Here is a 23578-nt window from a genome sequence, read left to right on the forward strand (position 1 = left end):
TTTATGTCCTGGTGATTTCTGCAACATCAAAATCTAAAATCGTTGCCAGTGAATTTGTCACTTGCTTCAATGCGAATTCTACAGAAGATACTTCCCCGATGATCACCACTGCTCCACTAAAACGATCCATAAAACCAATCGAAACATTCCCTGATTTTTTGGCAATATCCGCGCCAATTATTGATGCTTCACTTGGCGTAATCGTTAAGATTCCGATCGCATTACCGGTATGTTCAAGTCCAAGCTTTTCAAAAACCTCCTGATTGGCATGAGGGATCAAATGAGCAAGTGTGACCTGTTTCCCCGGAACATATTCTTGAATGGAACGCTCAATATTTCTTTTTTCACTCATAACAGTCACTCTCACTTTCATAAAAAGTTTAGCATAAAAAAATAGCATAGTTTTGTTCTGATACAACAAAATTATGCTTTCAGATTTTTTGATAAAAAAAGCCTCTGCCGCTTTTGGGCAAAGGCTTTATTGCTTATTTACTTAGACGTTCAACGTCGCGAGCAATCATTACTTCTTCGTCGGTTGGGATAACATAAACTTTCACACGAGAATTTTCAGTTGAAAGTTCTGCTTCTTTGCCGTGGATGCTCTTGTTGATTCCTTCATCAATCTCAATACCGAACCAAGTCATATTTTCTAAAACCATGCGACGAACAGGATCCGCATTTTCTCCAACACCAGCAGTAAATACGATTGCATCTACACCATTCATCACTGAAATGTATTGAGCGATATATTTACGAATACGGTCACAATAGATATCCAACGCTAATATCGCATCTTCGTTGCCTTCTTCAGCACCAGTTTCGATATCACGCATATCGCTTGAGATGCCTGTTAGACCCAATACGCCCGATTTTTTATTCAAGACATCGATCATTTCATTGATATCTTTAATTCCTGCTTTTTCCATCAAATATGGAAGTAATGAAGCATCGATATCCCCTGCACGTGTCCCCATCGTCAAACCAGCTAATGGTGTGAAGCCCATTGATGTATCCACTGATTTGCCACCTTCAACAGCAGTCACAGACCCGCCGTTTCCGATATGAGCTGTAATGATTTTTGTTTCCTCGATTGGTTTGCCTAGCAACTTAGCAGCGCGCTCTGAGACATAGCGATGACTCGTTCCGTGGAAACCATATTTACGAGCAGAATAGTTATCATAATATTCTTTAGGAATACTGTATAAGAAATTAGTCGCAGGCATTGTTGCATGGAAAGAAGTATCAAAAACAGCCACACTCGTTACATTTGGTAAAATATGGCGGAAAGCTTTGATTCCCATTGCATTAGCCGGATTGTGTAATGGCGCAAACTCGCTTAGCTCTTCAATTTTTGCTAAGACATCGTCATCGATCAAAACAGAATCCTTAAAGTATTCCCCACCAGCTACTACACGATGACCAACACCAGTAATTTCATCAAACGACGCAATAATTTTTAGTTCAAGCAATTGATCTAATAACATTTGAACCGCAACTTCATGGTCTTTAATATCCAAAATTTGTTCAAATTTTTGTCCATCGCCATATTTGATTGTGAAGATTGAATCATTCAAGCCGATCCGTTCAACGATCCCCTTTGCGATGACTGATTCTTCAGGCATTTGATAAAGCTGCCATTTTAGACTTGAACTACCTGCATTGATTGCAATTGTTTTTGACATTTTAACTCTCCTTTATAATTGGATTCCCTTTTGCTCACTTGAGCAGTTTATAAATTAGAAGACTTCCAGTCCTCGAATTTTTTAAAGAATTCTGTTACTTTGGTTGGATCTTTTAATGACGGAAGGTGAACTAATAACACTTTTTCTGCTTGTTCAGCCGTCTCACCCTTTTTCTGAAGCAATAAAATACTTTTGCGTGAATGCTCTGATATAAATAATTCATCTGGCAGTTGAATGATTCCTTGCAGCAATACTTCATTCTTCAACCATTTTTGCAATAACGGTCCTTGCTCTGTTTCAAGGAAATTACTTGGCACTAAAAACAGGCCAAAGCCATCTGGTTTAACATAATTCATCGCTTGCTCCATCAATAGATGATGCGCATAGCTATGTTCCTTTTCAGAGTGAGTCGCAAATTTTTCGGCCTGCTGGTCATTCGGGTAATAGCCCACTGGCAGATCACCGATAACATAATCAACTGGATCGACTAATAAGTCTTGCAGACTATCCTGATGGAACAATTTGATTTCTTCATCCATTAACAGACTATCCGAAGCAGCAATCGCGAGCAGCGTTTCGTCATTATCTACGCCGATCCCCTTAACAGAATAATTCGCCGCTTGTAGATTAATCAGTGTCGTCAGTAAAAGATTTCCCATACCGACAGTAATATCTAAAATTTCTAATGGTTGTTCCTTTTTCAACGTCAACTGTTCAATCAAAAAGACAAATAAAAAACCAATACTATCAGGCGTCAATTGATGATTGGGCTGTAAACCTTCAGTTTTTGAACCTTTTAGTAAAACCAATTGCGTTAATTTGCGCCAATCTTCTTTCCCTAACTCTAATCCCAAAAGTTTTTGATAAAGTGTCTCTACTTTTTTTACAGTAGCTTCATCTGGCTGTTGATCAAGCACACGTACTTTTGCATTGTCAACTAAGTTCTCCGTATTTTCGATGTAAGCGTCAAAAAAAGAAGTACTTAGTGAATGTTGCAACGCGATGATCGCTTCTTCCATCAAAGAAAAAGCTGTTTCTATTTTTTCTGGATTCATCTTGCACCTCACTAACTAATATAACACTCACGATACCTGTTCTATTTTAGCGGACATGTTCCAATTAATCAATCGCTTTCTTTCTTTTATTATTGATTTTCTAATTCAGCATAAAAGTATCTTTTACAATATATCTGCCGATATTTGCTTGATCTCATGACCTATATCAGTTCGAGGAATTTGATGTGCTATTTTTTTCATAAAAATGATATGTTTTCTTTTTAATTTTCACTATAATCTTTAATTGAGTCTGTTCCGTTTCAAAGGTTATCTCGCCTTTGTTGAACATCCACGTGCCTTTTTTAACATTCAATTTGGGATAATCTGCTAGAAAAAGTTCTTTCGCGATTTTTGCCTGATACAGTTGCTCTGTTCGTGACACTAAATCTGCTGTTTGGTGATAGCTGGTCGTTAAATTCAGCACTAAAAAGCTAAATAAAAAAATAGCCAAAAGCACAGAGAGCAATACTCCGCCTTGGCTATTCAAAGATCCATGTACCTTCTTTTTGTTTTCCATCAGTGAAGGTAACGACAAAATCCACTCCATGATTTTTTTCTTGGCAAACAAACTGCTTCACTCCTGTCAATAATGGCTGGTTCCCGCCAGATTGTCTTTTGATAATTCTTTTATTGACCTTCTGTATGTTTAATGGAACCATTTTCCCTTTATCTTCTATTTTAGTTAAGATTTCATGTTGCGTAGCAGCTATGTAGTCTGCATCAGCTAACTCATTATCTAATTGAAGTAAAAATATTTCCCATTCCAGCTGATGATACCCGCTCAACGCCTGTTCCATTTTATGGGCATGCTGGATAAGACCCGATAGCAGCAAAATAATGCCGCTAAGCATCAATAGCGCAACTAAACTTTCTAATAATGTAAAGCCGTTACTCCTTAACAATCAGAATCCCTCCTTGTTGATTTGATGCTCGTCCTTCTTTTAAGGAAACTTCGATCTGGGATTTTTCCGGCTTTACAGAATGTAGACGACAACGTCGCGTTTCAGTATAAAGATCGCGATAATTTGTGAGACTGCTCAGTCGTTGCTGACTCTCCCTCTGCATCCCAACTGTCACCTCTACATAACTGGAAACAATCACCATTAAAATTGCTAGACTAATCAAGCTCTCTAACAAAATATATCCCTTTTCATTTCCGCTCAAAACGACCACTCCCCATTTGAAATTGATAGGTGATTGGACCACCATCAGAAAAAACAACCTTGGGGATGTTCCCATTCCCCGGCTGATCAGTAGAAATATTCCCTTTGCCGGCACTAAAAAAAATGGTGTCCTTGCTTTCTAGTTGAATTGACTGCGGAATCTTTAACTGTTTCCATGCTAGTTCCGTGTGAATAGTATAAAATATGATCATTTGTTGATTTTTATGAAGCTCTATACGAGTGCCGCGATGATCTGTAATAGCCACTTGCTGAAGATGCAAAACTGATTTCTCAAATTGATAGTAGAAAAAAGTCTTCTCCAGCTGCTGCTGCCATTTTTTAAGTGCTACTGTCGGCAATAAAACAAAACTACAAACCAGTAAGAGTACAATTAACGCTTCAACTAAAGTGAAACCAGCTTTATTATTTCCCTTTATCCCGCTCATAGGCTTCATACTGCTTCTCCTTCACATAGCCTTGATCAATTAATTCTTGTTTGCTAGGTGCTCTACCGTGATCTAACTCAAAAACTTCAATTTGGGTCTCGACAACTTTTGCGATAGCCGAATCACTCTTCTTTGTCGCACTGTCCTTTTGATTGATCAGCTTAGGAACAAAGAGCAGCAACAGCAAACTAATAATGAAAAGAACAACTAACATTTCTAACAATGTAAAACCGGATACTTTCTTTTTCACAAGATTCCCTCCAAATTCGTTAAAGGCAGAAGCATCGTTAAGTACAAACTAACTATTAAAAGTGCCACGATCAAGAAAACAAGGGGCTGCAGCCAAGAACATAAGAATTCTAATTGATTAAAAAAGCGGCGCCAGACTAATTGACTGTAGGTTAATAATTCTTTAGCCAAATTCCCTCGGGCTTCGCCTTGGAAAACAATTCGGCTGAATTCTTTTGTTAAAAAAGGATACTTTTTTATTTCCTCCGCTAGGGTATTCCCCTGAGCTAAACGAACTTTCAGATCAGCAGCCATTTCCTGCATTAATGATTTGCCTTCAATTACTAGCAAACATTCAATTATTTGATTCAACTCTAAGCCTTGCTGAAAAAGCTTTCCCCACTCCAAAGCAAAATAAGCAGAATAATAATTGCTGAATAATGTACCGATCAAAGGTATTCTTGCTAAATAACCAAATCTAGCTAAATAAGTATGGCGCTTTCCAAAAGACCGCCAACACAAAAGAAGGAATAGTAAAAAAGCAATCATTCCCAATCCAATAACCGGTACTGATTCAATCAACTGTACTGAAAAATCCCCTGCTCGTATCATTCCGCTAGCTAACAATTGCGGCAATAAAAAAAAACGCATTCCTAACAAAATTACTATTAAAAATATTAGTAAAAGAAGCGGATAAGAAACGGCTTTGAGAAAATTTTCTCGTTGACGCTGCACTAATCTCATTTGTTCCGCAATACCTAATAATGTTTGCGCTAAGTCCCCGTGAGATTCAGCCAATTCAATTTGTAAAATCTGATCATTCGAATAATTCAATTGGTTAAAGCTCATGGCTAAACTTTTTCCTTGATGAAGATCCCGTTGAACCGAATCTAAAATTAATGGAAGAAAAAGATTTGCGTTAACAAAAAAATCAAAAGACTGCTGTAAGCTGAAGCCGTTTTCTAATAAATCACCTAATAGATGAACAAAATCAATTCGTTGCTTTCTAGTTAATTTGGTTCTATTCCACACGCCTCGAGACCCTCCTCCCAAGTAAATAGCAGGTCATCATGATAAAATCGATAGCTAGTTAATAAGCCAATCGTTTCATTGAGCGACAAAAGCTCCTGATAAACAATTCCCTGTAAACATTCCTTGAGTAGCGAAGCTTCACCGCCTAGCTCTATTACCCTTGCGTGAGCAGTTTCTAAACTGGCAGCATGCAAAGTCGCGAAAACGCAATGTCCTGTCAGGGCTGCTCTGATTGCACCTTGAATTGTCTTCGTATCACGTATCTCTCCAATGATTAATACATCCGGATGGTGTCTCAAGGATAATTTGATCAATTCGTCATAGCTCTGGTAAATTTTTTCGTTTACCTGCAACTGCAGGAAATCGGGTTCTTCAATTTCTACTGGATCTTCTATGGTCAGTACACGCCCCTCTATTTCTCTTGCCAACTTATACATCAAAGTCGTCTTACCTGAACCAACAGGGCCGCAAAACAAGTAAAGCCCTCTCCTCTTTACCTGCTTTTGAAGGATGCTCAATTGCTCTGGCAGATGATAAACTTCTTTGCTATGACCAAATTGATGTAAAAAACGAATAACTAAACTTTCACGATGCAAATAATCTCCTACGGTAGAAAGCCTTAACCTTTGTTCCCCATGAGGCAAGGAATAGGAGATCGCACCCAATTGTGCCTTTCTTTTTTCGCTAACATCCATTTGACCCAGATACTTAAAACGATTAATCAGCTGCAATGCAGTAACCACACACATTTCATTTTTAACATAGGATAGATTTGAGTCTTCACGCTCATAGAAGGAGCCTCGGCGAAAAAAGTAGCGGTACTTCTCTCCCTGAGGTAATAAATATAAGTCTTGCATCTGATGCTCGAAGCCGTACTGAATCAATTCGTCTGAAAGCTGTTCGATCTCCATTCCTTTCACCTCAAAAATAATATACGTAAAAAAAATTGATGGCTTTAAAAAAAAGAAGATGAATCAAAAAAAGATTCATCTTCGTTAAATATCTATTTTTCAGTTTTAGTCTTATCTTGAAAGCGTGCTTCGACTCGGTAAATACGCTGACCTCTATTCGAAAATTTTTCTTCATACTCAGTCATGATATTTCCTTCATAGGAGCTCTCATGTAAATCCAGCCACACTTGCTCAAGAGTCATACCGTATTTTGAAAAGCTGCTCAAGGAGTATTCAAATAGACCTTGATTATCTGTTTTAAAATGGATTTCTCCCATTGGACGCAAGATTTCTTCATCTACTTTTAAAAAACTCGGCGATGTTAGGCGACGTTTCTCGTGTTTTTTCTTTGGCCAGGGATCTGAGAAGTTCAAGTAAATTTGATCAACTTCACTATCAGCAAAATAATTGGTCAATTCTGATCCATCAACGTGCAATAGCTGTAAATTAGGCAATTCTGCTTCAACCAGCTTGTCCAATGCCATTGAAACCACACTGACCTGCATCTCTACACCAATGTAATTGATTTCTGGATGCGCTGCAGCCATCCCAGTGATAAATTGTCCTTTCCCCATTCCGATTTCAATATGGATCGGGTGATTATTTCCGAAGCGTTCAGACCAGCGCCCTTTCCATGCTTCAGGGTCTTGCACTACATATTCAGGGCGAGCTGCCAGCATTTCGGCTGCGCCCGGACGATTTCTTACTCGCATTGTCTTCCTCCAAAAATTCTATCTTAAATGTATTCTTTTCGTACCGCATACGCTCCAGCTAATTCTTCTCTTTCTACTAGAAAAGCTCATTAAAAACCTCAATTCCTGCGGCTCGCAAAAAAGAAAACTGAACGAAACGTTCAGCTTCCAGCAAAAATTCGTTTTAATTGTAAAATCGATTGATTCATATGATGGTACTCTTCACGCTTGTATTGTCGTGCAATTTCAAGAAGCAGACTCATCAAGCCATACCAATAAACGCGCTCCATGTTTTCATCCGTTGGTCGAATACCATACCGCACAAGCCATTTACTCCAGCTGGAGAGCGGTACGTAATTACCTAAAATCGTTCCAATATCCAGTGCTGGATCAGCAAACATGACCGAGTCCCAATCAACTAGATATAAATAATTAGAACAGACCAGCCAGTTTCGATGATTCACATCACCATGGACAACAGTATAATTTTTCTTCGCATACGTTGGAATATTTTTTTTCAAATAATCATAAACCAGTTCAATGAATCCATTTTGCTCGATCATCGTTGGCAGATTCGCTTCGTAATCTCCCAATAATTGTTGCGGTGACACTTGACGTCCACCCATTTTCTTCAGCATCACTTTCAATGAAGGCGAGTGATGAAGATGATACAATACATCCACTACATCATTCCGACGAGGGATTTCTTCTGGTTCAAGGATTCGCCCATCCAACCATTCCTGTGCAGTTAACGTGTCACCATTCCCTGTCCGCTTGATCCAGACAAGCTTCGGCGCGATTCCTTCACGGGATAAGGCTGCCAACATTGGAGTGGTATTTCGTTTAATGAAGACGCGATCTTCGTCTCGATAGCCGATATACGTTTTCCCCGTATCGCCTTTGATCGGCTGCACACGCCAGTCACTATCCAACTGAAACTCCATTCCCAAGGCCCTCCCCTAGCATTTTAAACGTATTTACTATTTTAGTCGGGGAAAGGCACTTCGTCAAGGGCATGTATGTTCTTCTTTGATTATTTTTCATCGCGATGTGCTTGAACAGCTAAATTCACTGCTTCAATATAAGCATTGAGAATTTTTTTGGTAACTTTTCCTGGCATGCCGCTACCGATTTTTTGATCATCGATTTCAATGATCGGCATGATTTCCGCAACAGAGCTAGTCTTGAAACACTCATCAGCCATTAATAGTTCCTTCTCAGTAAAGGTCTCTTCCCGCAACTCGATACCTAAAGCCTTCGTCAGCTCACGAATTTTTATCTTTGCAATACCTGGCAAAACTAAATTGCCATCAGGATGTGTGTAAACTACACCCTCTTTTACCATCCATAAATTTGACGCTGATGCCTCCGTCACATTACCATTACGAACCAAAACAGCTTCATCATAGCCTTTTTGCTGCGCTTCGTCTAAAGCTAGGATATTACCTAATAAACTGATTGATTTGATATCACAGTGCAACCAACGTCTATCTTCAACGAACCCAGCCCGAATTCCGATGTTTTGTTTTGCACTTGGACGTGCTGCAGGTTGAATATCAGCCATTAACACAGGCTGAACTTCTTTTGGATCGGGAAAATTATGCAGCCGCGGTTTAGCTGTACCGCGGGTTACTTGGAAATAGACGCGCGCATTTTCTAATCCAACTTCATCAGCTAATCGATGCAGTCGCCGACTCAATTCTTCTCTTGTAAAAGGAAGAGACATCCGAATTTTTTCTGCACTGAACCATAAACGATCCAGATGCTCTTTTTCCATATACATGTACCCATCATATATGCGGATCACTTCATAAATACCGTCACCAAATTGATACCCGCGGTCTTCAAGATCAATCTTAACTTCTGATTCATCTACAATTTTTTCATTCCATAATACTTTCATTCACTAGACCTCCATTTTCTTTATTCTTGCTGGAAGATAAAACCAAGCAAACAAGCCGATTTCAATCAAAAGCAGTACTAATAGGAGCATACTTTCAACAATTGACAAATGGACCAAACTGCATAAGGTAAAAATTATGGCCGCAGCAAACAAAAGAATGACCATCAATCTTTGTAAAGCTGCCCTTTTATATTTCGTTGGTACCGGATAAAGCTGGGTCGAACTAATATAATCAAACTGATTGTATAAAGGAATCATTTGAAATCCGATTAAGTAAACAAACAGCAGACTAACTCCCGTTACAAAGCGGAAATCATTCAAGGAGAACAACAACACTCCGCCAACAATCAGCAAACGGAAAAACAGACCGCCAAATTCCGCACCTCGCAAGGCCCCTCGAGCAAATAAATAGAGATACGTATTCTCTTGTTTGAATGAGATTTTAGCCAATAGCCCATCCAAATATTTTCGCCGACGAACCTTCGCCTCCACTTCAGGTACATCCGTAAATAGATTAATGAATTGATAAATTCGATGCAATCGTGCATTTTCACGATCAATCATTTTGCTCCAATCCAATAATCGTTTTCTTTCTTGCGTCAACGAAATAAAGGCAAAAGTGGCAACTAAAGACAATACTGTACCGATCCAAGCAGTACTGTACAGACTGACAAATAGGATTGCTCCACTAACGATAAACCATAATACCAGCAGCCGCTGCGTCTGCTCCTGTGTTTTCTGATAGCAAGCCAATCGCTGCAGCCGCAGATGAGAAAACTTCAATCCCCACAACATTATTAAATAGAAGAAAAAGTTGGTAAAACTGATTTGTTTAGCTAAAACTACCAATGGCAGCAACGCTCCGCATATAAGCAGCTCAACAACAAACGGAAAGGCGAGTGAGTGCCGTAATCCACGAGATAAATAATCTCCCATTTCTTTCTCTTTTGGTAATAGAAAAGCCATGTCGGCAGGCTCGACTAAAGTCGCTAGTTTGCCAAACGGCAAGGCAAACCACCATATAACACCCACAATCGGCAAACTCCATGGAAAATCTGGCGGCAATTGCTTTAATAAATTCGAATAGTAAAAGGCTAGGCCGCCGACTAAGAACAAGCACACCAAGACAAAATGATCATTCAACACGTAACGCATATACTTCATCATTTTTTTCTGATGGCGTTGTCGCCTTAATAGAAAAAAATCATGCATGTTCCTTCTCCTTTGTCAGTGCGATATAGATTTCGTCTAAAGAAGAATCAGGCAAATTAAATTCAGCTTGTAATTCCTGTAAAGTGCCTTGCGCTCTTACTTCTCCTTCATGTAAAACAATGAATCGATCACAATATTTTTCTGCAGTTGCCAAAATATGCGTAGACATCAAGATTGCTGCCCCCTGCTCTTTCATGGTCACCATCAATTCCAATAGGGCATTGATTGCTAATGGGTCCAATCCGAGAAACGGCTCATCAATGATGTACAAACTTGGCTGTATCAAAAACGCGCACAGCACCATCACTTTTTGCTTCATTCCTTTAGAAAAATTCACAGGAAACCAATCCAAACGATTTTCTAAACGGAAGGTTTTTAACAGTGACTCCGCCCGCTGCATTGCCTCCTCCTTTGGAATATCATAAGCCATGGCTGTTACTTCAATATGTTCTCGCAACGTCAGCTCCTCATACAACGATGGTGTTTCAGGAATATAGCCGATCTTTTTCCGATAATTCTCTGGCTCCTGCTGTAAGGTTAAATCGTCAACTGTGATTGTTCCTTTTTGCGGTGTCAATAAACCGATAATATTTTTGATGGTGGTGGATTTCCCAGCCCCATTCAATCCGATCAGCCCGATCATCTCTCCATTTTTAACTTCAAAATTAATATCTTTTAAAACAGGCAAGTGTCCATAACCGCCTGTAACATGCTGAATTGCTAAGCTCATCTTTTCCCCTCCATTTTCTTAGTTAGTATTATAGCAGAATCCCGCAAATATTTAATCTTCTCCTGACCTTTTCCAGCACAAGTATAACAAGTTATGGTAAAGTAAAAGAAGATTTTGCAACGGCTTCTGTTTTTTTCTTAGCAGCCGTCGACTCAGAAATAAATAATCTTGAGCTATCAGAAAGGATGTTTGCAATGGAAAATTGTATTTTTTGTAAAATTATCGATCAAGAAATCCCTAGCTACAAAATTTATGAGGATGAAAAAGTCTATGCGTTTTTAGACATCTCACAGGCAACAAAAGGGCATACACTCGTTGTTCCAAAACAGCATGTGACTGATATTTTTGAATATGATGATACTTTGGCAGCAGATGTGTTTGCGCGTATCCCTAAAATTGCCCGTGCAATCGAGGAAGCTTTTCCTGAAATGGAAGGATTAAATATTTTAAATAATAATAAAGAATTAGCTTATCAGTCTGTCTTCCATTCTCATATACATTTAGTTCCCCGTTACAGCAAAAAGGATGATTTCTCGATTCATTTTGGCAACCATACTGATCAGCAGACGCCCGAAGAAATGCAGGCAATCGCTGATAAGATCAAAGAGCAGGTGAAGTAAATGAGCTTTTTTAAGGGAATTCTTTTTGGCGCCGGACTGGGAACACTTGGCGGGCTTCTATTCGCACCTCGTAAGGGCGAAGAAACACGTGAAAAACTAATTACGAACACGCGAGACCTTGTCGAATTAACGGACGAATTGAATGATAACTTAACAGCATTCCAAGAATCACTGGTTACTTTAAAAGGTACCTTTGATACATTAGTTCCTGCCTTCAAGTCTGGCGTCGAAAAGGATATTGAAGAATTTCGTTTTCAAGCCGATCCTCGTATCCAACAGATCGAAGCACAGTTGAAGAAAATCGATCAATCATTGCCTCAAACAGAAGAAAAAACAACTATCAAAAAGGGCCGCTTCTCCTTAGAACGACCTGTTGAAGAAAAATAATAATTAACTTGTTTCACTTATATAATTGTGCCTTTATTGTGAATTTTCTCGGAAACTATTTTTACCCCCTTTCCTTTGCATTTTTAGGTGTGTTATAGTTGAAAAGGAATAACAAACGTATGTAAATATAATTTTAGGAGTTGTAGCAAAGAAATGAAGAAAAAGATTCTTTTAGCCACTGCTGGCTTACTTAGCGTAATTGTACTGGGGGCTTGTTCAGGAAGTTCTAATCAAGACATCGCGACAATGAAGGGCGGAAAAATCACCGTCGAAGATTTTTATAATGAAGCGAAAAAAGAACAAACGAACCAAAGTTTAGTTCGTAATATGATTATCTACAAAGTTTTCGAAAATGCTTATGGGGATAAAGTTACGGATAAACAAATCGATAAAGAATACAACAAACAAGCAAAACAATTAGGCGATAGCTTCGAAAGCCAATTGAAATCTGCTGGTTATACGAAAAAATCTTATAAAGAATATTTGAAACAATCCTTGGCTTTCCAAGAAGGCTTAAAATCGCATGTGAAAATCACCGATAAAGATTTAAAATCTGCTTGGGATTCATTCCATCCAGAAGTAACAGCCCGCATCATTCTAGCAAGCAGCGAAGATGAAGCCAAAGAAATAAAGAAACAATTAGATGACAAAGGTGATTTTGCTAAAATTGCAAAAGAAAAATCACAAGATGCAACAACGAAAAAAGATGGCGGAGAAATCAAATTTGATTCTCAATCATCAACAGTTCCAACTGAAGTAAAAGAAGCAGCCTTTAAGTTGAAAGATGGAGAAGTTTCTGATGTAGTTACTGCAATGGATTCATCTACTTACCAATCAAGCTACTACATTGTTAAAATGGAGAAAAATTCTTCTAAAGGCAATGACATGGATAAATACAAGAAAGAATTGAAACAAATCGCAGAAGATACAAAAATGGCTGACCAAACGTTCTCTTCTGAAGTTATCGCTAAAGAACTGAAGAAAGCGAACGTGAAGATCAAAGATGATTCATTCGAAAATATCTTATCTGACTTCTTGACTACAAATAGTTCAAACAAAAAAGCAACCACTGAATCCACAAAATAAGTTGAATGAATCAAAAGGGGAATTCCAAGCGGAGTTCCCCTTTTTTAGATATTCATGCTACAATAAAGTAGCGATTACTTATAATAAGAAGATGGGTGAACAAAGCATGAAAAAATTTGCCTCTAAAGAAGCAGAAAAAGATTATTATGAACACGAAGCTGACGAAGCCGAATTCGTCGCTTGGTATAAAGAACAGGATCATCCTGAATATGACAAACCTTCTGTCACCGTTGATATTGTCATTATGGGCTATAACAAAGAAGAAGATCAGCTGAAAATTTTATTAATCCAGCGTCGCGGAAATCCCTACCGTAATTCTTGGGCGTTGCCTGGCGGCTTTGTCGAGCGGAATGAATCCACGAATGATAGCGTTCGCCGCGAAACTGCGGAGGAAACTGGCTTGGTTATCGGCAGAAAAAATGTTGAACAACTACATACCTTCAGTTCACCAAATCGTGATCCTCGCGGTTGGGTGATTACTGTCAGCTATTTAGCCTTTATCGGACAAGTGCCGCCGACTGCTGGCGATGACACTCAAGATGCTCGCTGGTTTAATATGGAGCGTCATGGTGAAACGATTTATCTGACCAGCGATGACGACATCTCCATCGAGATCGACTTAGAAACGGGAAAATCAATTGGCAAAGATACTTTAGCTTTTGACCACAATGAGATCATTCGTAAAGCTTTCAATCGGGTCGTTAATAAAATGGATCATGAGCCATTGATCCTGCAAGTTTTAGGTGAAGAGTTTACAATCACAGAAGCGCGCAAAGTTTTTGCTAAATTTTTAGGGGTCGATTTCAAAACAGTCGATCACTCCAATTTCAAAAAAGCAATGTTGCAATATTTTGATGAAATCGGCGAGCGTCCAGTCGGAATTGGACGTCCTTCAAAGATTTATCGCTTAAAAGATGAGATTGGTGAAAAAAAATAAAAGTTTTACTTACATGAAAGAGGAAAATCTGTATATAATGGAAAAAGCAAAAAATGTCTTTCCATAACGCAGTGAAGATCCCAAGTGGCAATCGTAGCGAGTTATACGATTGCCACTTTTTTGTCAGTTCTGCTTTTAGCAGTTTAATAAATTATAAGATGGATACGAGGTTACTATCTTCAATGAAGGTCGGAATGTTTCGCTTTAACGAAATGCCCAACGACATTCCTAGTCATTTTTTTTGAAAAATGATTTCCTTAGTAGAAATGAACTGTATTCAAAAAATTAGGAGGATTTTTATGCCAAGAAATAAAAGAGAAAGTTTTGTTTATACGTTAATTATGTGTTTTGTGATGGTTTTCTGGATGAGTTTATACAATATTTATCTGCATTCAGGAGCTTTCACCATGGAGGTTCTTAAATCTGCTTGGCTTGGTCTGCCGTTAGGCTACTTCTGTGCTTTGATTTTAGATTGGTTCGTCGTTTCGAATCCAGCTAAAAAAGTGGCATTCAAGCTACTGCCGACTTTTGCCAGTCCCTTACGCAAAGTCCTAACGATATCCAGCTGTATGGTCTTGCCGATGGTCTTTTTCATGTCCCTTTACGGTACAATCGAAGTGTTGAGCAAAACTCAAGAGTGGAACCTGATTTTCGTTGTCTGGGGAAGCAATATTTTAAAAAATCTTATCATGGCTCTACCCTTTCAACTACTCATTGCCGGACCTCTTGTTCGAAAAATTTTCAGAAGAATTTTTCCTGTTGGAACAATTATAGCGTAATGCAAACTGCCCCAAGAAAGGCTTCACGAACTCGCTCAGCTTATTGCCGATAAAGCTAGTTCGTGAAACCAGACATGGATATACCTGCTGCAAAGCGATTTATTCATGTGAGAATTTTTTGCTTTCTTTATGGTTAAATTAAAAAGCTTCTTTTTCCAAGTCGGGAAAAAGAAGCTCTTTTTTTTGCGCGTATTATCAAACTAAGCTTTATGTTCGCGGCTATTCTGTTTCAAAAATAGCGTTAGCTGCTCTGTTAAAATGTATACCTGTTTTTCAAGAATATCTACTCTTTTTTCTAATCCACTGATAGAACTTGCTGCTGAATCATTTTTCTGCTTTTGATGAGAATATAATCTTGGCAGACCGGATGCTTCATATTGCTCCAGTAGTTGAGGGATTTTTTGATTATCCACAATCACTTGAGTGGTGATCAATACCTCTCCATCTTCATTAACCCGCTTGCTGGTACTTGTTTCCATTCCTTCAAGAGCACTGGGACCGACAACATAACCCGTCATTTCTTTTACGATCATCTGATTTTCTTTTAACCAACCATAAAACGTATTTTGATTGAGTCCGTATTCTCTTTTTATTTCGATTAACTTCATTGCTGCCTACCTCCTTATTTATTAAAAGATACGCATTAAACGGAGATAGATTCTATTTGGCTAAATTAGCAACGATCTCCTGATAGCGTTTAGTCGCTAGAACACTCACCTGATCCTTTTTGCAAAAGTTTAATTTGCGTAATTTCGGGACTACGCGCTCCACAACTATCTGATCCTCTATCGTTTTCTCTCTCAATGATTCAAATGCTTCGTTAAAACGCGGATCTTTCCGAGCTTTCTTATAAAAAGACAAAACATAAAGGTAGTAAAATAGATTATATCCGCGAAATGGGTACTCCACCTGCATAAACAATGTTCCGATTCCATAATGACATGGTCCAATGGGTAATTTCGTTTCCCAATGGTTCAACAAAAATTCCACAGCGGCATCTAACTCAGCTTCTTCAACAAAGCTTGTCCGTCGAAATAATTCTAGCGCATTTAATGTCGGTAGTGGGTTTGAAAATTCCGTTTCTGGTCCACGTCCATAATAGAATTTTTTGCACCACCAACCACCGTCATCGTAACGTGTTGCTAATAGGTGATCCATTGTCTGCTTCATTCGAGGATCCTCTCCATGACCTAAACGAACTAAAAGAATAGCTGCTGGAATTGTTTGACAAGGAAATACAGCACCTTTAGGGTATAGTTTAAACTCTCCAGGTTCGCGCCAGCATTCCCATAAAAGTTCCGCAACTTTTTGTAAGATCTCCTCTTGCGGGTCCATTCCCAATTCCAACAAATACTCTGCTGATTCTAAACAAGAAAAAGGAGCGCCCTTCCCCAATCGCTTATCCTCTGTCGTCCAATAATCCCAACCTTGATCATACCGATGAGCTAAAATTGTTTGAATATCTGCTTTATTCATCTTTTACTCCTTCAATGCATTTTCTTTTAAGTTTATCATAGCCAGCTTAGAGAAGGGAACATACTTTCACCTCTGTTTGTGTTTACTCTTTCCTAACAGCTCATCTATTTCAGGATTAGTTGTTTTCTTCCCCTTAAGTATTTGTTCTATTTTTTTGTAAAAAAACTCCCTCAATAAATGAGGGAGTGAACGGTTTATTTTGCTGCGACCTTCTTCATTTGCTTACTGCGCAATTGTCCGCAGGCAGCATCGATATCTGTTCCATGTTCTTTTCGAATGACGCAATTGATGCCATTTTTTTTCAGTACATCGTAGAAGCGCAACACATCTGCTTTACTGCTACGAGAATATTGATCATGTTCACTGACTGGATTATAAGGAATCAGGTTCACATAAACCAATTTTTTCTTGTTCTTCATCAGATCCGCTAATTCCTGTGCATGATCTGGACGATCATTCACACCTGAAAGCATGATATATTCAAACGTTACTCGACGATTGGTTTCTTCTATATAATAATCAACGGCTTCCATCAGTTTCTCGATCGGGAAGCTGCGATTGATTCGCATGATTGAAGAGCGAACCTCATTATTGGGCGCATGCAATGAAATCGCCAAATTAACCTGTAGGCCATTTTCTGCAAATTTTTTAATTTTCGGAACTAAACCACTTGTTGAGACAGTGATGTGACGAGCACCGATGGCCATCCCCTTGTCATCATTAATAACGTTTAGGAAGTTCATCACATTATTATAATTATCAAATGGTTCTCCGATTCCCATCACAACGGCATGAGAAACGCGTTCCTCTTCGCCACGTTCATCAAAATAATGCTGAACCAGCATAATCTGGGCCACAATTTCACCAGCAGTCAAATCACGTTGTTTTTTCAACAGGCCGGACGCACAAAAGGTGCAGCCGATATTACAGCCGACCTGGGTCGTCACACAGACAGACAGCCCGTATTCTTGGCGCATCAACACAGTCTCAATCATTAAATGATCCGGCAGTTCAAATAAATACTTAACTGTCCCATCATTGGCTTCTTGCACAACCAATTGTTTTAACGGATTGATAACAAAATTTTCTTCTAACAAAGCAATCGTTTTTTTCGAAAGGTTGCTCATTTCTGCAAACTCAGTCACACGACTGCGATAGAGCCATTCCCAAACTTGTGTTGCCCGGAATTTCTTCTCGCCGTGTTCTAGAAACCATTCGACTAATTCTTCTCTTCTTAAACCATAAATTGAGGGTTTTTCCAAGGTGTTACCTCCTACTATATTGTACCGAAGCGCTAGCCCATTATCTCAGCGTGCTAACTCAATAATAAGGTTGGAAATTCTATAAATTTCTCTTCTCTTCGTAAGTATTCCATTTTTCTCGCTTTAAATAGTGAAAAAATCTGGAAACATTCGCTTCATACTATAACCGATTCACAAAGAGAAAACAATCAACTTTGGAAAAAAGAAATGATTTCACAAGTTACTATAAAAAAGAGAGACACAAGGTCTCTCATTCTAATCCATCGATATTAGCTAAAATTCCAGCTCGTTCAAATAACTCTTTGATCTCATCAATTTCTGCTTGTTTTAAGGTTTGAACCTTTTTCATAGGGTATTCCCAGCCTAAATAGTCATATTTACTACTGCCATATTGATGGAACGGTAATAAATGAACTTCCTCCAATCGTCGTACAGTTAAAAAGTGAATAAGCCGTTGAATGTTTGTTTCATTTGTCGTGTACTCAGGTATCAACGGGATGCGGGGAACTACTTGGATTTGCTTTTGAGTTAGAAGATAATCAAAGTTTTTAGTAACCATTTCCGGATCAACGCCAATAACTCTTTTTGCCTCAGAATGCCCCATGATTTTTAAATCAAACAACACCTGATCAACATAAGGAGCAAGCTTTTCAATTCTTTCCACTGGAAAACATCCTGTCGTTTCAATTGCCGTATGGATTCCAAGACCCTTTAACTCTTTTAAAAATTCACTGGCAAATTCTGTTTGCATCAAAACCTCACCGCCAGATAAAGTTACTCCACCACCGGATGTCCGATAAAAAATTTCATCCTTTAATACCTCATCCAGCAATTCATTTGATGAACACCATTCTCCAATTTGTTCAGTTTTACCATTCTTTTTCCAAGTGGTTGGTTCAACCTTTTTACGTGATTCCGGATTGGAGCACCACGGACAACGCAAAGGACAGCCCTTCAAAAAAATCAGTGTACGAATACCGCCACCGTCATGAACAGAATAGCGTTGAATATTAAAAACAAGTCCTCGATCCATTTCTATCCCTCATTCTACAATTGATGTTCAACACGAGCGATGATATCGTCTTGAATTTGCTTGTTCAAATCAACAAAGAAGGCACTGTAGCCGGCCACTCGTACCAATAACCCGGAATATTTTTCTGGATGCTTTTGCGCTTCCAGCAATGTTGCCTTCGATTGCACATTGAATTGGACATGTTGAATCTTTAGTTTAGTAAAAGCCAATAAAAAATCAGCAAATTTATTCAATCCTTGTTGACCTTTCAACGTATTCGGCTGAAACTTCAAATTCAACAGGCTGCCGTTGACAGTCAAATAGTTATCCAGCTTGCTGACAGATTTTAATACAGCTGTTGGCCCTAAGTGATCGCGCCCCACCATCGGAGACAATCCTCCATCGGCCAGTTGCTCTTGAGCTTTTCGACCATCTGGAGTAGCTCCAACTGCTTCACCTAATGGAATATGGGCAGATACCGTGTAAGCCCCTGGAATAAATTGGCCTCCACGAACATTTTCGTATTTTGCTAATTCATTGGCATAGTGTCGGAATAATGTTGCCGCAATCCTATCTAATTCATCATTATCATTACCAAATTTCTCAAAATCTTGAATCACGTGCTGCTGGAGTTCAACATATTCACCAGTAAAGTTTGATTCCAAAGCATCCACTAATTGGCTAAAACTCATTTCTTCATTTTCAAAGATCATTTTTTTAATGACATACATTGAATCGCTCAAGTTTGCCTCGCCTATCCCCTGTACCCCAGAAAAGTTATACCGTGCACCACCTTCAGTCACATCCTTACCATTTTCTAAACAATCCTCAATCAAGACGGACAAAAATGGCGTCGGAGCGTAATGGCGGTGACCTAAATCTACGATATTCGATCCCTTGACTACCAACTCTACATAATAATCAATCTTTTTCTCGATCGTCTCGACTAATTGATTATACGTTAAATCAACATCTTCTCTTAACTCATACATACTTAGTTCCATAATTTTCAGTAAGTTAAAGAGGGCAATGTCGTGCAAGCCATACGTTTTTCCAGGAATCGATGTTTCTACACAACCGACTGTCGCGTAATCACGTGCGTCATCAAGCGATACGCCTTTGCTTAAAAAGGCGGGTACACAAACTTCATCATTGAACAATTGAGGAATTCCCGTTCCTAAACGAATCGTTTCGACTGTTTTCAGTAAAAAGCGACGGGGGATCAATTCATTCATCCGTACAGACAAGTTCGGTTGCGGCAATAGGATTTCATGGTAAATATCTAGCATGACAAATGACAATGGATTTACTGAAGTATGCCCCAGTTCATTTAATCCACCTAAAACGACGGTGTATCCTGTCGGAAATCCTGCAAAACACTTTGCGCTGCTCTCAGAACGTAAGAGCACTACATCATTTGTTTTGATATAAAAGTCTCCTAAAACTTCATATAAAAATTCTTGATCGACTCCTGCCTGCAATGACGATTCGTAAAATGGATATAAATATTGATCCATCCGCCCTAAAGAAAGCGAAGAGGCATTTGATTCGTATTGACCAACGATGCTAGTCATCCATAACAGCTGCAATGCCTCGTAAAATGAGTCGGGCTTTTCTGTGCTCAGCTTGCGGCACATTTTTGTGATTATTTTCAATTCTTGATAACGCTGCGGCTCTTTTTCATTTCTGCTCATGCACTCCGCTAATTCAGCGTAACGTATAAAATGATCGCACATCGCCTTAAAAACAATTTTTCCCGCTTGATAGAAATGATTATTAGGGGTTTCCTTGATTTTCTTGTCTAACATTTCAATATAACTATCGATCCCTCGTGATAAAATCCCAGGAAAATCCATAATGATATGACCTTGCCCCTTATCCGTCTGATTCAATTTGAAGACTTCATCTTTTAGAGCTGTTTTTACCTCGTCAGTCAGCTCGCCATTGATAAAATCCTTCATCGAATGCTTTTCCCAATACGGGTACAACTCCTCACGATAGATTTTTTTATCTGCTTCTGTGAATTCAAACTGATCTTGTGGTCGTGTGCCGATCGTATCAATCTCCTTCATGATCCAATACGGATCCATCTCTGGCGAAAGTATCCCTGATCGCGGACGAACCGTTCGATTGCCGACCAATAATTCTCCATCGCGAATACTGATTTCAACATTTGCTAAAATATTTGCCACCGCTTTTGCTCGTCGAATGATCGTAGGTTCCCCTTCAGTCTGACGATAACTCTCTGTGTAGAGCAAGGCGCGCTCCAATGAAATCTGACGCTTTTCTTTAAATAAATGGTCCTTCATCATTTGAATTCGGAGATTGCCTTTGACGACAACATTCGCGATATTTTTTTTCTGATTAATAACTCCCGTTCCCATTTCGTTCACTCCTTTTTCATTTTTAAGAATTAATTTTTCCTTCAAGAAAAATTGGTTTGATGCTCAAGCCGTATACCATCCATTTACAGTTCTATTGACTATTATTTGGTGTCTATCTTACTCTTTCTTTGCTTCTGTTCATCCTTAGTATAGGATTTTTTTCAATTGAAACTATAAACTTCTTTGAATTACAAGAAAAAAATTGGAATTGTGCAATTTTTCCCAAGTTTTTGATTGTTTTTATTGGAATCTCATGCTACCGTTGAAGAAAAAACAGGAGGGGTTGTATGAAGGCTGCCGAAATTGCCCAACGGCGCAAGGAAATCACTGAACTGTTATATCAGACAAATGAGATTAAGGTCCAAACACTAGTGAAAAAGTTTCATGTATCCGATGAAACGATCCGCAAAGATTTAGCCTATTTAGCCGAAGAAGGCATTTTGGAGAAACATCATGGCAAAGCAAGATTAATACGGGAAAAAGAATTAGCTCCGGTTCTCCAAAGAACCTCACAATTTTCAGAGAAGGACAAAATTACTCAAGCCGCCTTGAATCTTATCACTGCCGAAGATTATACGATTGGCTTAGATCAAGGAAGCACTTTGGCTCTTCTTGCAAAAAAGATAGTCCCTTTGGAAAAGAAACAGCTCTTTACTAGTTCATTGGCAGCCATTTCTCAACTAGCAATCGGTCAGCACAAGCTTTTTTGTTTTGGCGGTGAATATTCTCCTGCTGATATGGCTTTTCGTAACAGCGGAAGTGAAATGTTTCCTGATATTCAATTTGATCTCTGCTTTTTCGGCTCCAGCGGTGTTAAAAATCGCAAAGGCTTCTGTACCTCTTCTTTGATCGATGCCGAAGCAAAACGACGAATGCTTAAAAAATCTACAAAAAATATCGTACTGCTGGATTACACGAAATTTGAAAAAACGTCACTTGTTCAAGTTGCTCCATGGTCGGAGATCGACATCGTTATTACCAGCAAAGGGCTGCCTTTAGATTATGAACGCATGATCAGTGCTTACGCAAAATTGATTTTAGTTTAAAAAGATGCACCGAATAATTTTTCGGCACATCTTTTTTATTACATAATTTCGATATCCAAATCAAAGTCATCATCAATGCCAATTACTTGAGAAGCTTCTTCAACGATCGGCTTTTTCAAAGCGATAACGATTCCTGCTGTAATCACCGATCCAATCACTGTTCCAAGAATGTAAACAAGCGGATTCTGAGCTACCGGTGCAACAATCCATCCGCCCCAAGGTGCTGGATTCCCAGCGCCTAACACCATTGCGATCGCTGCTCCAATCGCACTTCCGATCATATTTGCCGGAATACAACGCAATGGATCAGCTGCAGCAAACGGAATCGCGCCTTCTGAGATACCTACCATTCCCATCACAATCGCAGCTTTTCCGGAATTTCTTTCTTCAACAGTAAATTTCTTAGGAGCAACAATCGTCGCCAATCCCATCGCAAGCGGCGGGATACAGATCGCTGCTCCGATTCCTGCCATGATCGTCAACGCTGTATCGCTTGGTAAACCTGTCGCAGGATTGATCGTTCCCACCATGGCAGAACCAAAACTAAAAGCAACCTTATTGATTGGTCCCCCCATATCAGAGGCAATCATCGCGCCTAGAATCAGTCCAAGAACTACTAAGTTGCCTGTTCCCATTGATTCCAGCCATTTTGTTAAAGCTGTCATCAATGCTGCAATCGGTTGACCAATGACCCCGTACATCAGCGCACCAACAACCAGTGTTCCAAATAATGGAATAATAAAGATTGGTCCTAATGAACGCAAGCTTGATGGTAATTTGATTTTCTTTAAATAAAAAACGACTATTCCGGCTAAAATCCCTGATAGAATTCCACCTAAGAAACCAGCACCAATATTACTGGCGATCAATCCACCGATAATTCCCGGTGCTAACCCTGGGCGATCCACCATGGAAAAGGCAATGTAGCCAGACAAAATTGGAACCATCATCCCAAGCCCGGTAATCCCGATATTCGCAATATCAGCCAACCAGCCTTTATCGGGCACAGAAGCATTTCCTGAAAGCAACACACTCAATGCTAATAAAATTCCGCCTGCAACTACAAAAGGAATCATGTACGAAACGCCGGTCATCAAGTTTTTTCTTGTATCTTTTAGTAATTCAATCATTGCGGTTCCTCCTATTTTGTTAATTTCTGCTGAAGCTTTTTAACGATTACTTCTCCCTTATTGATGCAATCACCGGCACTTACACGGACAACTGGTTTGCCTTTAAAACGATCCTCATTTTTGATTCCAATATTATTGGTTAAGATTACCGCATCTGCGCTTTGTATCTGTTCTAATGACAATTCGTTTTCTATTCCAATTGATCCTTGCGTCTCTACATGAATTTCCACGCTGTTCTTTTTCGCTGCTACCTCTAAACTTTCGGCAGCCAGATAAGTGTGGGCAACTCCTGATGGGCATGCTGTTACTGCGACTAATTTCATAATTTTTCTCTCCTTTTTCCTCGTTTCAAAATATTTGTAAAAT

The 23578-nt window shown here is 39.1% G+C and carries 28 protein-coding genes; 6 read left to right on the forward strand and 22 right to left on the reverse strand.

Annotated elements, in window-relative coordinates; all coding sequences use genetic code 11:
* Nucleotide 1: 1 nt before the first annotated feature.
* The 15 genes from IGI67_RS07110 to IGI67_RS07180 form a co-directional block, all read right to left on the reverse strand.
* A complete protein-coding gene (locus tag IGI67_RS07110; protein WP_207110512.1) occupies nt 2–352 on the reverse strand; it encodes a BMC domain-containing protein in 351 nt (116 codons plus the stop codon).
* Nucleotides 353–485: 133 nt separating this feature from the next.
* The gene (locus IGI67_RS07115) at nt 486–1682 is read right to left on the reverse strand and encodes an acetate kinase (protein ID WP_207110513.1); all 1197 of its coding nucleotides are present in this window, start codon (nt 1680–1682) and stop codon (nt 486–488) included.
* A 47-nt stretch (nt 1683–1729) separates the two neighbouring features.
* Nucleotides 1730–2737, reverse strand: a complete 1008-nt coding sequence (locus IGI67_RS07120) for a class I SAM-dependent methyltransferase (protein ID WP_207110514.1) — start codon at nt 2735–2737, stop codon at nt 1730–1732.
* A 166-nt stretch (nt 2738–2903) separates the two neighbouring features.
* The gene (comGG, locus tag IGI67_RS07125) at nt 2904–3272 is read right to left on the reverse strand and encodes a competence type IV pilus minor pilin ComGG (RefSeq protein ID WP_429957241.1); all 369 of its coding nucleotides are present in this window, start codon (nt 3270–3272) and stop codon (nt 2904–2906) included.
* Complete coding sequence (comGF, locus tag IGI67_RS07130) at nt 3217–3639, reverse strand: competence type IV pilus minor pilin ComGF (protein ID WP_207110515.1); 423 nt, start codon at nt 3637–3639, stop codon at nt 3217–3219. The genes comGG and comGF overlap by 56 nt, the downstream gene beginning before the upstream one ends.
* Nucleotides 3626–3910: a competence type IV pilus minor pilin ComGE gene (gene comGE, locus IGI67_RS07135; RefSeq protein WP_429957242.1), complete on the reverse strand. Its 285-nt coding sequence runs from the start codon at nt 3908–3910 to the stop codon at nt 3626–3628. The genes comGF and comGE overlap by 14 nt, the downstream gene beginning before the upstream one ends.
* Nucleotides 3888–4355 carry a competence type IV pilus minor pilin ComGD gene (comGD, locus tag IGI67_RS07140; protein ID WP_429957243.1) on the reverse strand — a complete coding sequence of 156 codons (468 nt, stop codon included), beginning with the start codon at nt 4353–4355 and terminating at the stop codon, nt 3888–3890. Before comGD ends, comGE begins: the two co-directional genes overlap by 23 nt.
* On the reverse strand, nt 4324–4596 hold the full coding sequence (comGC, locus tag IGI67_RS07145; RefSeq protein WP_207110518.1) for a competence type IV pilus major pilin ComGC: 273 nt from the start codon (nt 4594–4596) through the stop codon (nt 4324–4326). The genes comGD and comGC overlap by 32 nt, the downstream gene beginning before the upstream one ends.
* A complete protein-coding gene (comGB, locus tag IGI67_RS07150) occupies nt 4593–5606 on the reverse strand; it encodes a competence type IV pilus assembly protein ComGB (protein ID WP_429957244.1) in 1014 nt (337 codons plus the stop codon). The genes comGC and comGB overlap by 4 nt, the downstream gene beginning before the upstream one ends.
* The gene (gene comGA, locus IGI67_RS07155) at nt 5585–6517 is read right to left on the reverse strand and encodes a competence type IV pilus ATPase ComGA (RefSeq protein ID WP_429957245.1); all 933 of its coding nucleotides are present in this window, start codon (nt 6515–6517) and stop codon (nt 5585–5587) included. The genes comGB and comGA overlap by 22 nt, the downstream gene beginning before the upstream one ends.
* A 92-nt stretch (nt 6518–6609) precedes the next feature.
* Nucleotides 6610–7269, reverse strand: coding sequence for a tRNA (guanosine(46)-N7)-methyltransferase TrmB (gene trmB, locus IGI67_RS07160; RefSeq protein ID WP_429957246.1), 660 nt, complete (start codon nt 7267–7269; stop codon nt 6610–6612).
* A gap of 140 nt (nt 7270–7409) precedes the next feature.
* On the reverse strand, nt 7410–8192 hold the full coding sequence (locus IGI67_RS07165) for a phosphotransferase family protein (RefSeq protein WP_207110522.1): 783 nt from the start codon (nt 8190–8192) through the stop codon (nt 7410–7412).
* 89 nt (nt 8193–8281) lie between these two features.
* Complete coding sequence (dat, locus tag IGI67_RS07170; RefSeq protein ID WP_429957247.1) at nt 8282–9151, reverse strand: D-amino-acid transaminase; 870 nt, start codon at nt 9149–9151, stop codon at nt 8282–8284.
* 3 nt (nt 9152–9154) lie between these two features.
* The gene (locus IGI67_RS07175; RefSeq protein WP_429957248.1) at nt 9155–10363 is read right to left on the reverse strand and encodes an ABC transporter permease; all 1209 of its coding nucleotides are present in this window, start codon (nt 10361–10363) and stop codon (nt 9155–9157) included.
* Nucleotides 10356–11093: an ABC transporter ATP-binding protein gene (locus tag IGI67_RS07180; RefSeq protein WP_429957249.1), complete on the reverse strand. Its 738-nt coding sequence runs from the start codon at nt 11091–11093 to the stop codon at nt 10356–10358. The genes IGI67_RS07175 and IGI67_RS07180 overlap by 8 nt, the downstream gene beginning before the upstream one ends.
* A gap of 194 nt (nt 11094–11287) precedes the next feature.
* On the opposite strand from IGI67_RS07180, the gene IGI67_RS07185 reads away from it, so the two are divergent.
* The 5 genes from IGI67_RS07185 (at nt 11288) to IGI67_RS07205 (ending at nt 14902) form a co-directional block, all read left to right on the forward strand.
* Nucleotides 11288–11713 (forward strand): HIT family protein, encoded by a 426-nt coding sequence (locus tag IGI67_RS07185; RefSeq protein WP_429957250.1) that lies wholly within the window; start codon nt 11288–11290, stop codon nt 11711–11713.
* Nucleotides 11714–12100, forward strand: a complete 387-nt coding sequence (locus IGI67_RS07190; protein WP_207110527.1) for a YtxH domain-containing protein — start codon at nt 11714–11716, stop codon at nt 12098–12100.
* A 153-nt stretch (nt 12101–12253) separates the two neighbouring features.
* Nucleotides 12254–13186, forward strand: a complete 933-nt coding sequence (locus tag IGI67_RS07195) for a peptidylprolyl isomerase (protein ID WP_207110528.1) — start codon at nt 12254–12256, stop codon at nt 13184–13186.
* Nucleotides 13187–13292: 106 nt separating this feature from the next.
* Nucleotides 13293–14123, forward strand: a complete 831-nt coding sequence (locus tag IGI67_RS07200; RefSeq protein WP_207110529.1) for an NUDIX hydrolase — start codon at nt 13293–13295, stop codon at nt 14121–14123.
* A 299-nt stretch (nt 14124–14422) separates the two neighbouring features.
* Entirely contained in the window at nt 14423–14902 is a 480-nt protein-coding gene (locus IGI67_RS07205) for a DUF2798 domain-containing protein (protein ID WP_429957251.1), read from the forward strand.
* Nucleotides 14903–15102: 200 nt separating this feature from the next.
* Here the strand turns inward: IGI67_RS07205 and IGI67_RS07210 are convergent, their stop codons facing one another.
* The 5 genes from IGI67_RS07210 to IGI67_RS07230 form a co-directional block, all read right to left on the reverse strand.
* Complete coding sequence (locus tag IGI67_RS07210) at nt 15103–15510, reverse strand: hypothetical protein (RefSeq protein WP_429957252.1); 408 nt, start codon at nt 15508–15510, stop codon at nt 15103–15105.
* Nucleotides 15511–15562: 52 nt separating this feature from the next.
* Nucleotides 15563–16378, reverse strand: coding sequence for a prenyltransferase (locus IGI67_RS07215; RefSeq protein WP_429957253.1), 816 nt, complete (start codon nt 16376–16378; stop codon nt 15563–15565).
* A 194-nt stretch (nt 16379–16572) separates the two neighbouring features.
* The gene (rlmN, locus tag IGI67_RS07220; RefSeq protein ID WP_207110313.1) at nt 16573–17640 is read right to left on the reverse strand and encodes a 23S rRNA (adenine(2503)-C(2))-methyltransferase RlmN; all 1068 of its coding nucleotides are present in this window, start codon (nt 17638–17640) and stop codon (nt 16573–16575) included.
* Between the two features lie 250 nt (nt 17641–17890).
* Nucleotides 17891–18673 carry a glycyl-radical enzyme activating protein gene (locus IGI67_RS07225; RefSeq protein WP_429957254.1) on the reverse strand — a complete coding sequence of 261 codons (783 nt, stop codon included), beginning with the start codon at nt 18671–18673 and terminating at the stop codon, nt 17891–17893.
* 14 nt (nt 18674–18687) lie between these two features.
* Nucleotides 18688–21036 (reverse strand): formate C-acetyltransferase, encoded by a 2349-nt coding sequence (locus tag IGI67_RS07230; RefSeq protein ID WP_429957255.1) that lies wholly within the window; start codon nt 21034–21036, stop codon nt 18688–18690.
* Between the two features lie 287 nt (nt 21037–21323).
* Here IGI67_RS07230 and IGI67_RS07235 point away from each other — a divergent pair, with 287 nt between their 5' ends.
* Entirely contained in the window at nt 21324–22082 is a 759-nt protein-coding gene (locus IGI67_RS07235) for a DeoR/GlpR family DNA-binding transcription regulator (protein WP_429957256.1), read from the forward strand.
* 38 nt (nt 22083–22120) lie between these two features.
* On the opposite strand, the gene IGI67_RS07240 is transcribed toward IGI67_RS07235, so the two are convergent.
* Together IGI67_RS07240 and IGI67_RS07245 are read right to left on the reverse strand one after the other, a co-directional pair.
* Nucleotides 22121–23212 carry a PTS fructose transporter subunit EIIC gene (locus IGI67_RS07240; protein WP_207110309.1) on the reverse strand — a complete coding sequence of 364 codons (1092 nt, stop codon included), beginning with the start codon at nt 23210–23212 and terminating at the stop codon, nt 22121–22123.
* Nucleotides 23213–23223: 11 nt separating this feature from the next.
* Nucleotides 23224–23535: a PTS fructose-like transporter subunit IIB gene (locus IGI67_RS07245; protein WP_207110308.1), complete on the reverse strand. Its 312-nt coding sequence runs from the start codon at nt 23533–23535 to the stop codon at nt 23224–23226.
* Nucleotides 23536–23578: the final 43 nt, after the last annotated feature.

The organism is Enterococcus sp. AZ196 (genome assembly GCF_050498845.1).
GTDB classification, from domain to species: Bacteria; Bacillota; Bacilli; order Lactobacillales; family Enterococcaceae; genus Enterococcus_A; species Enterococcus_A murrayae.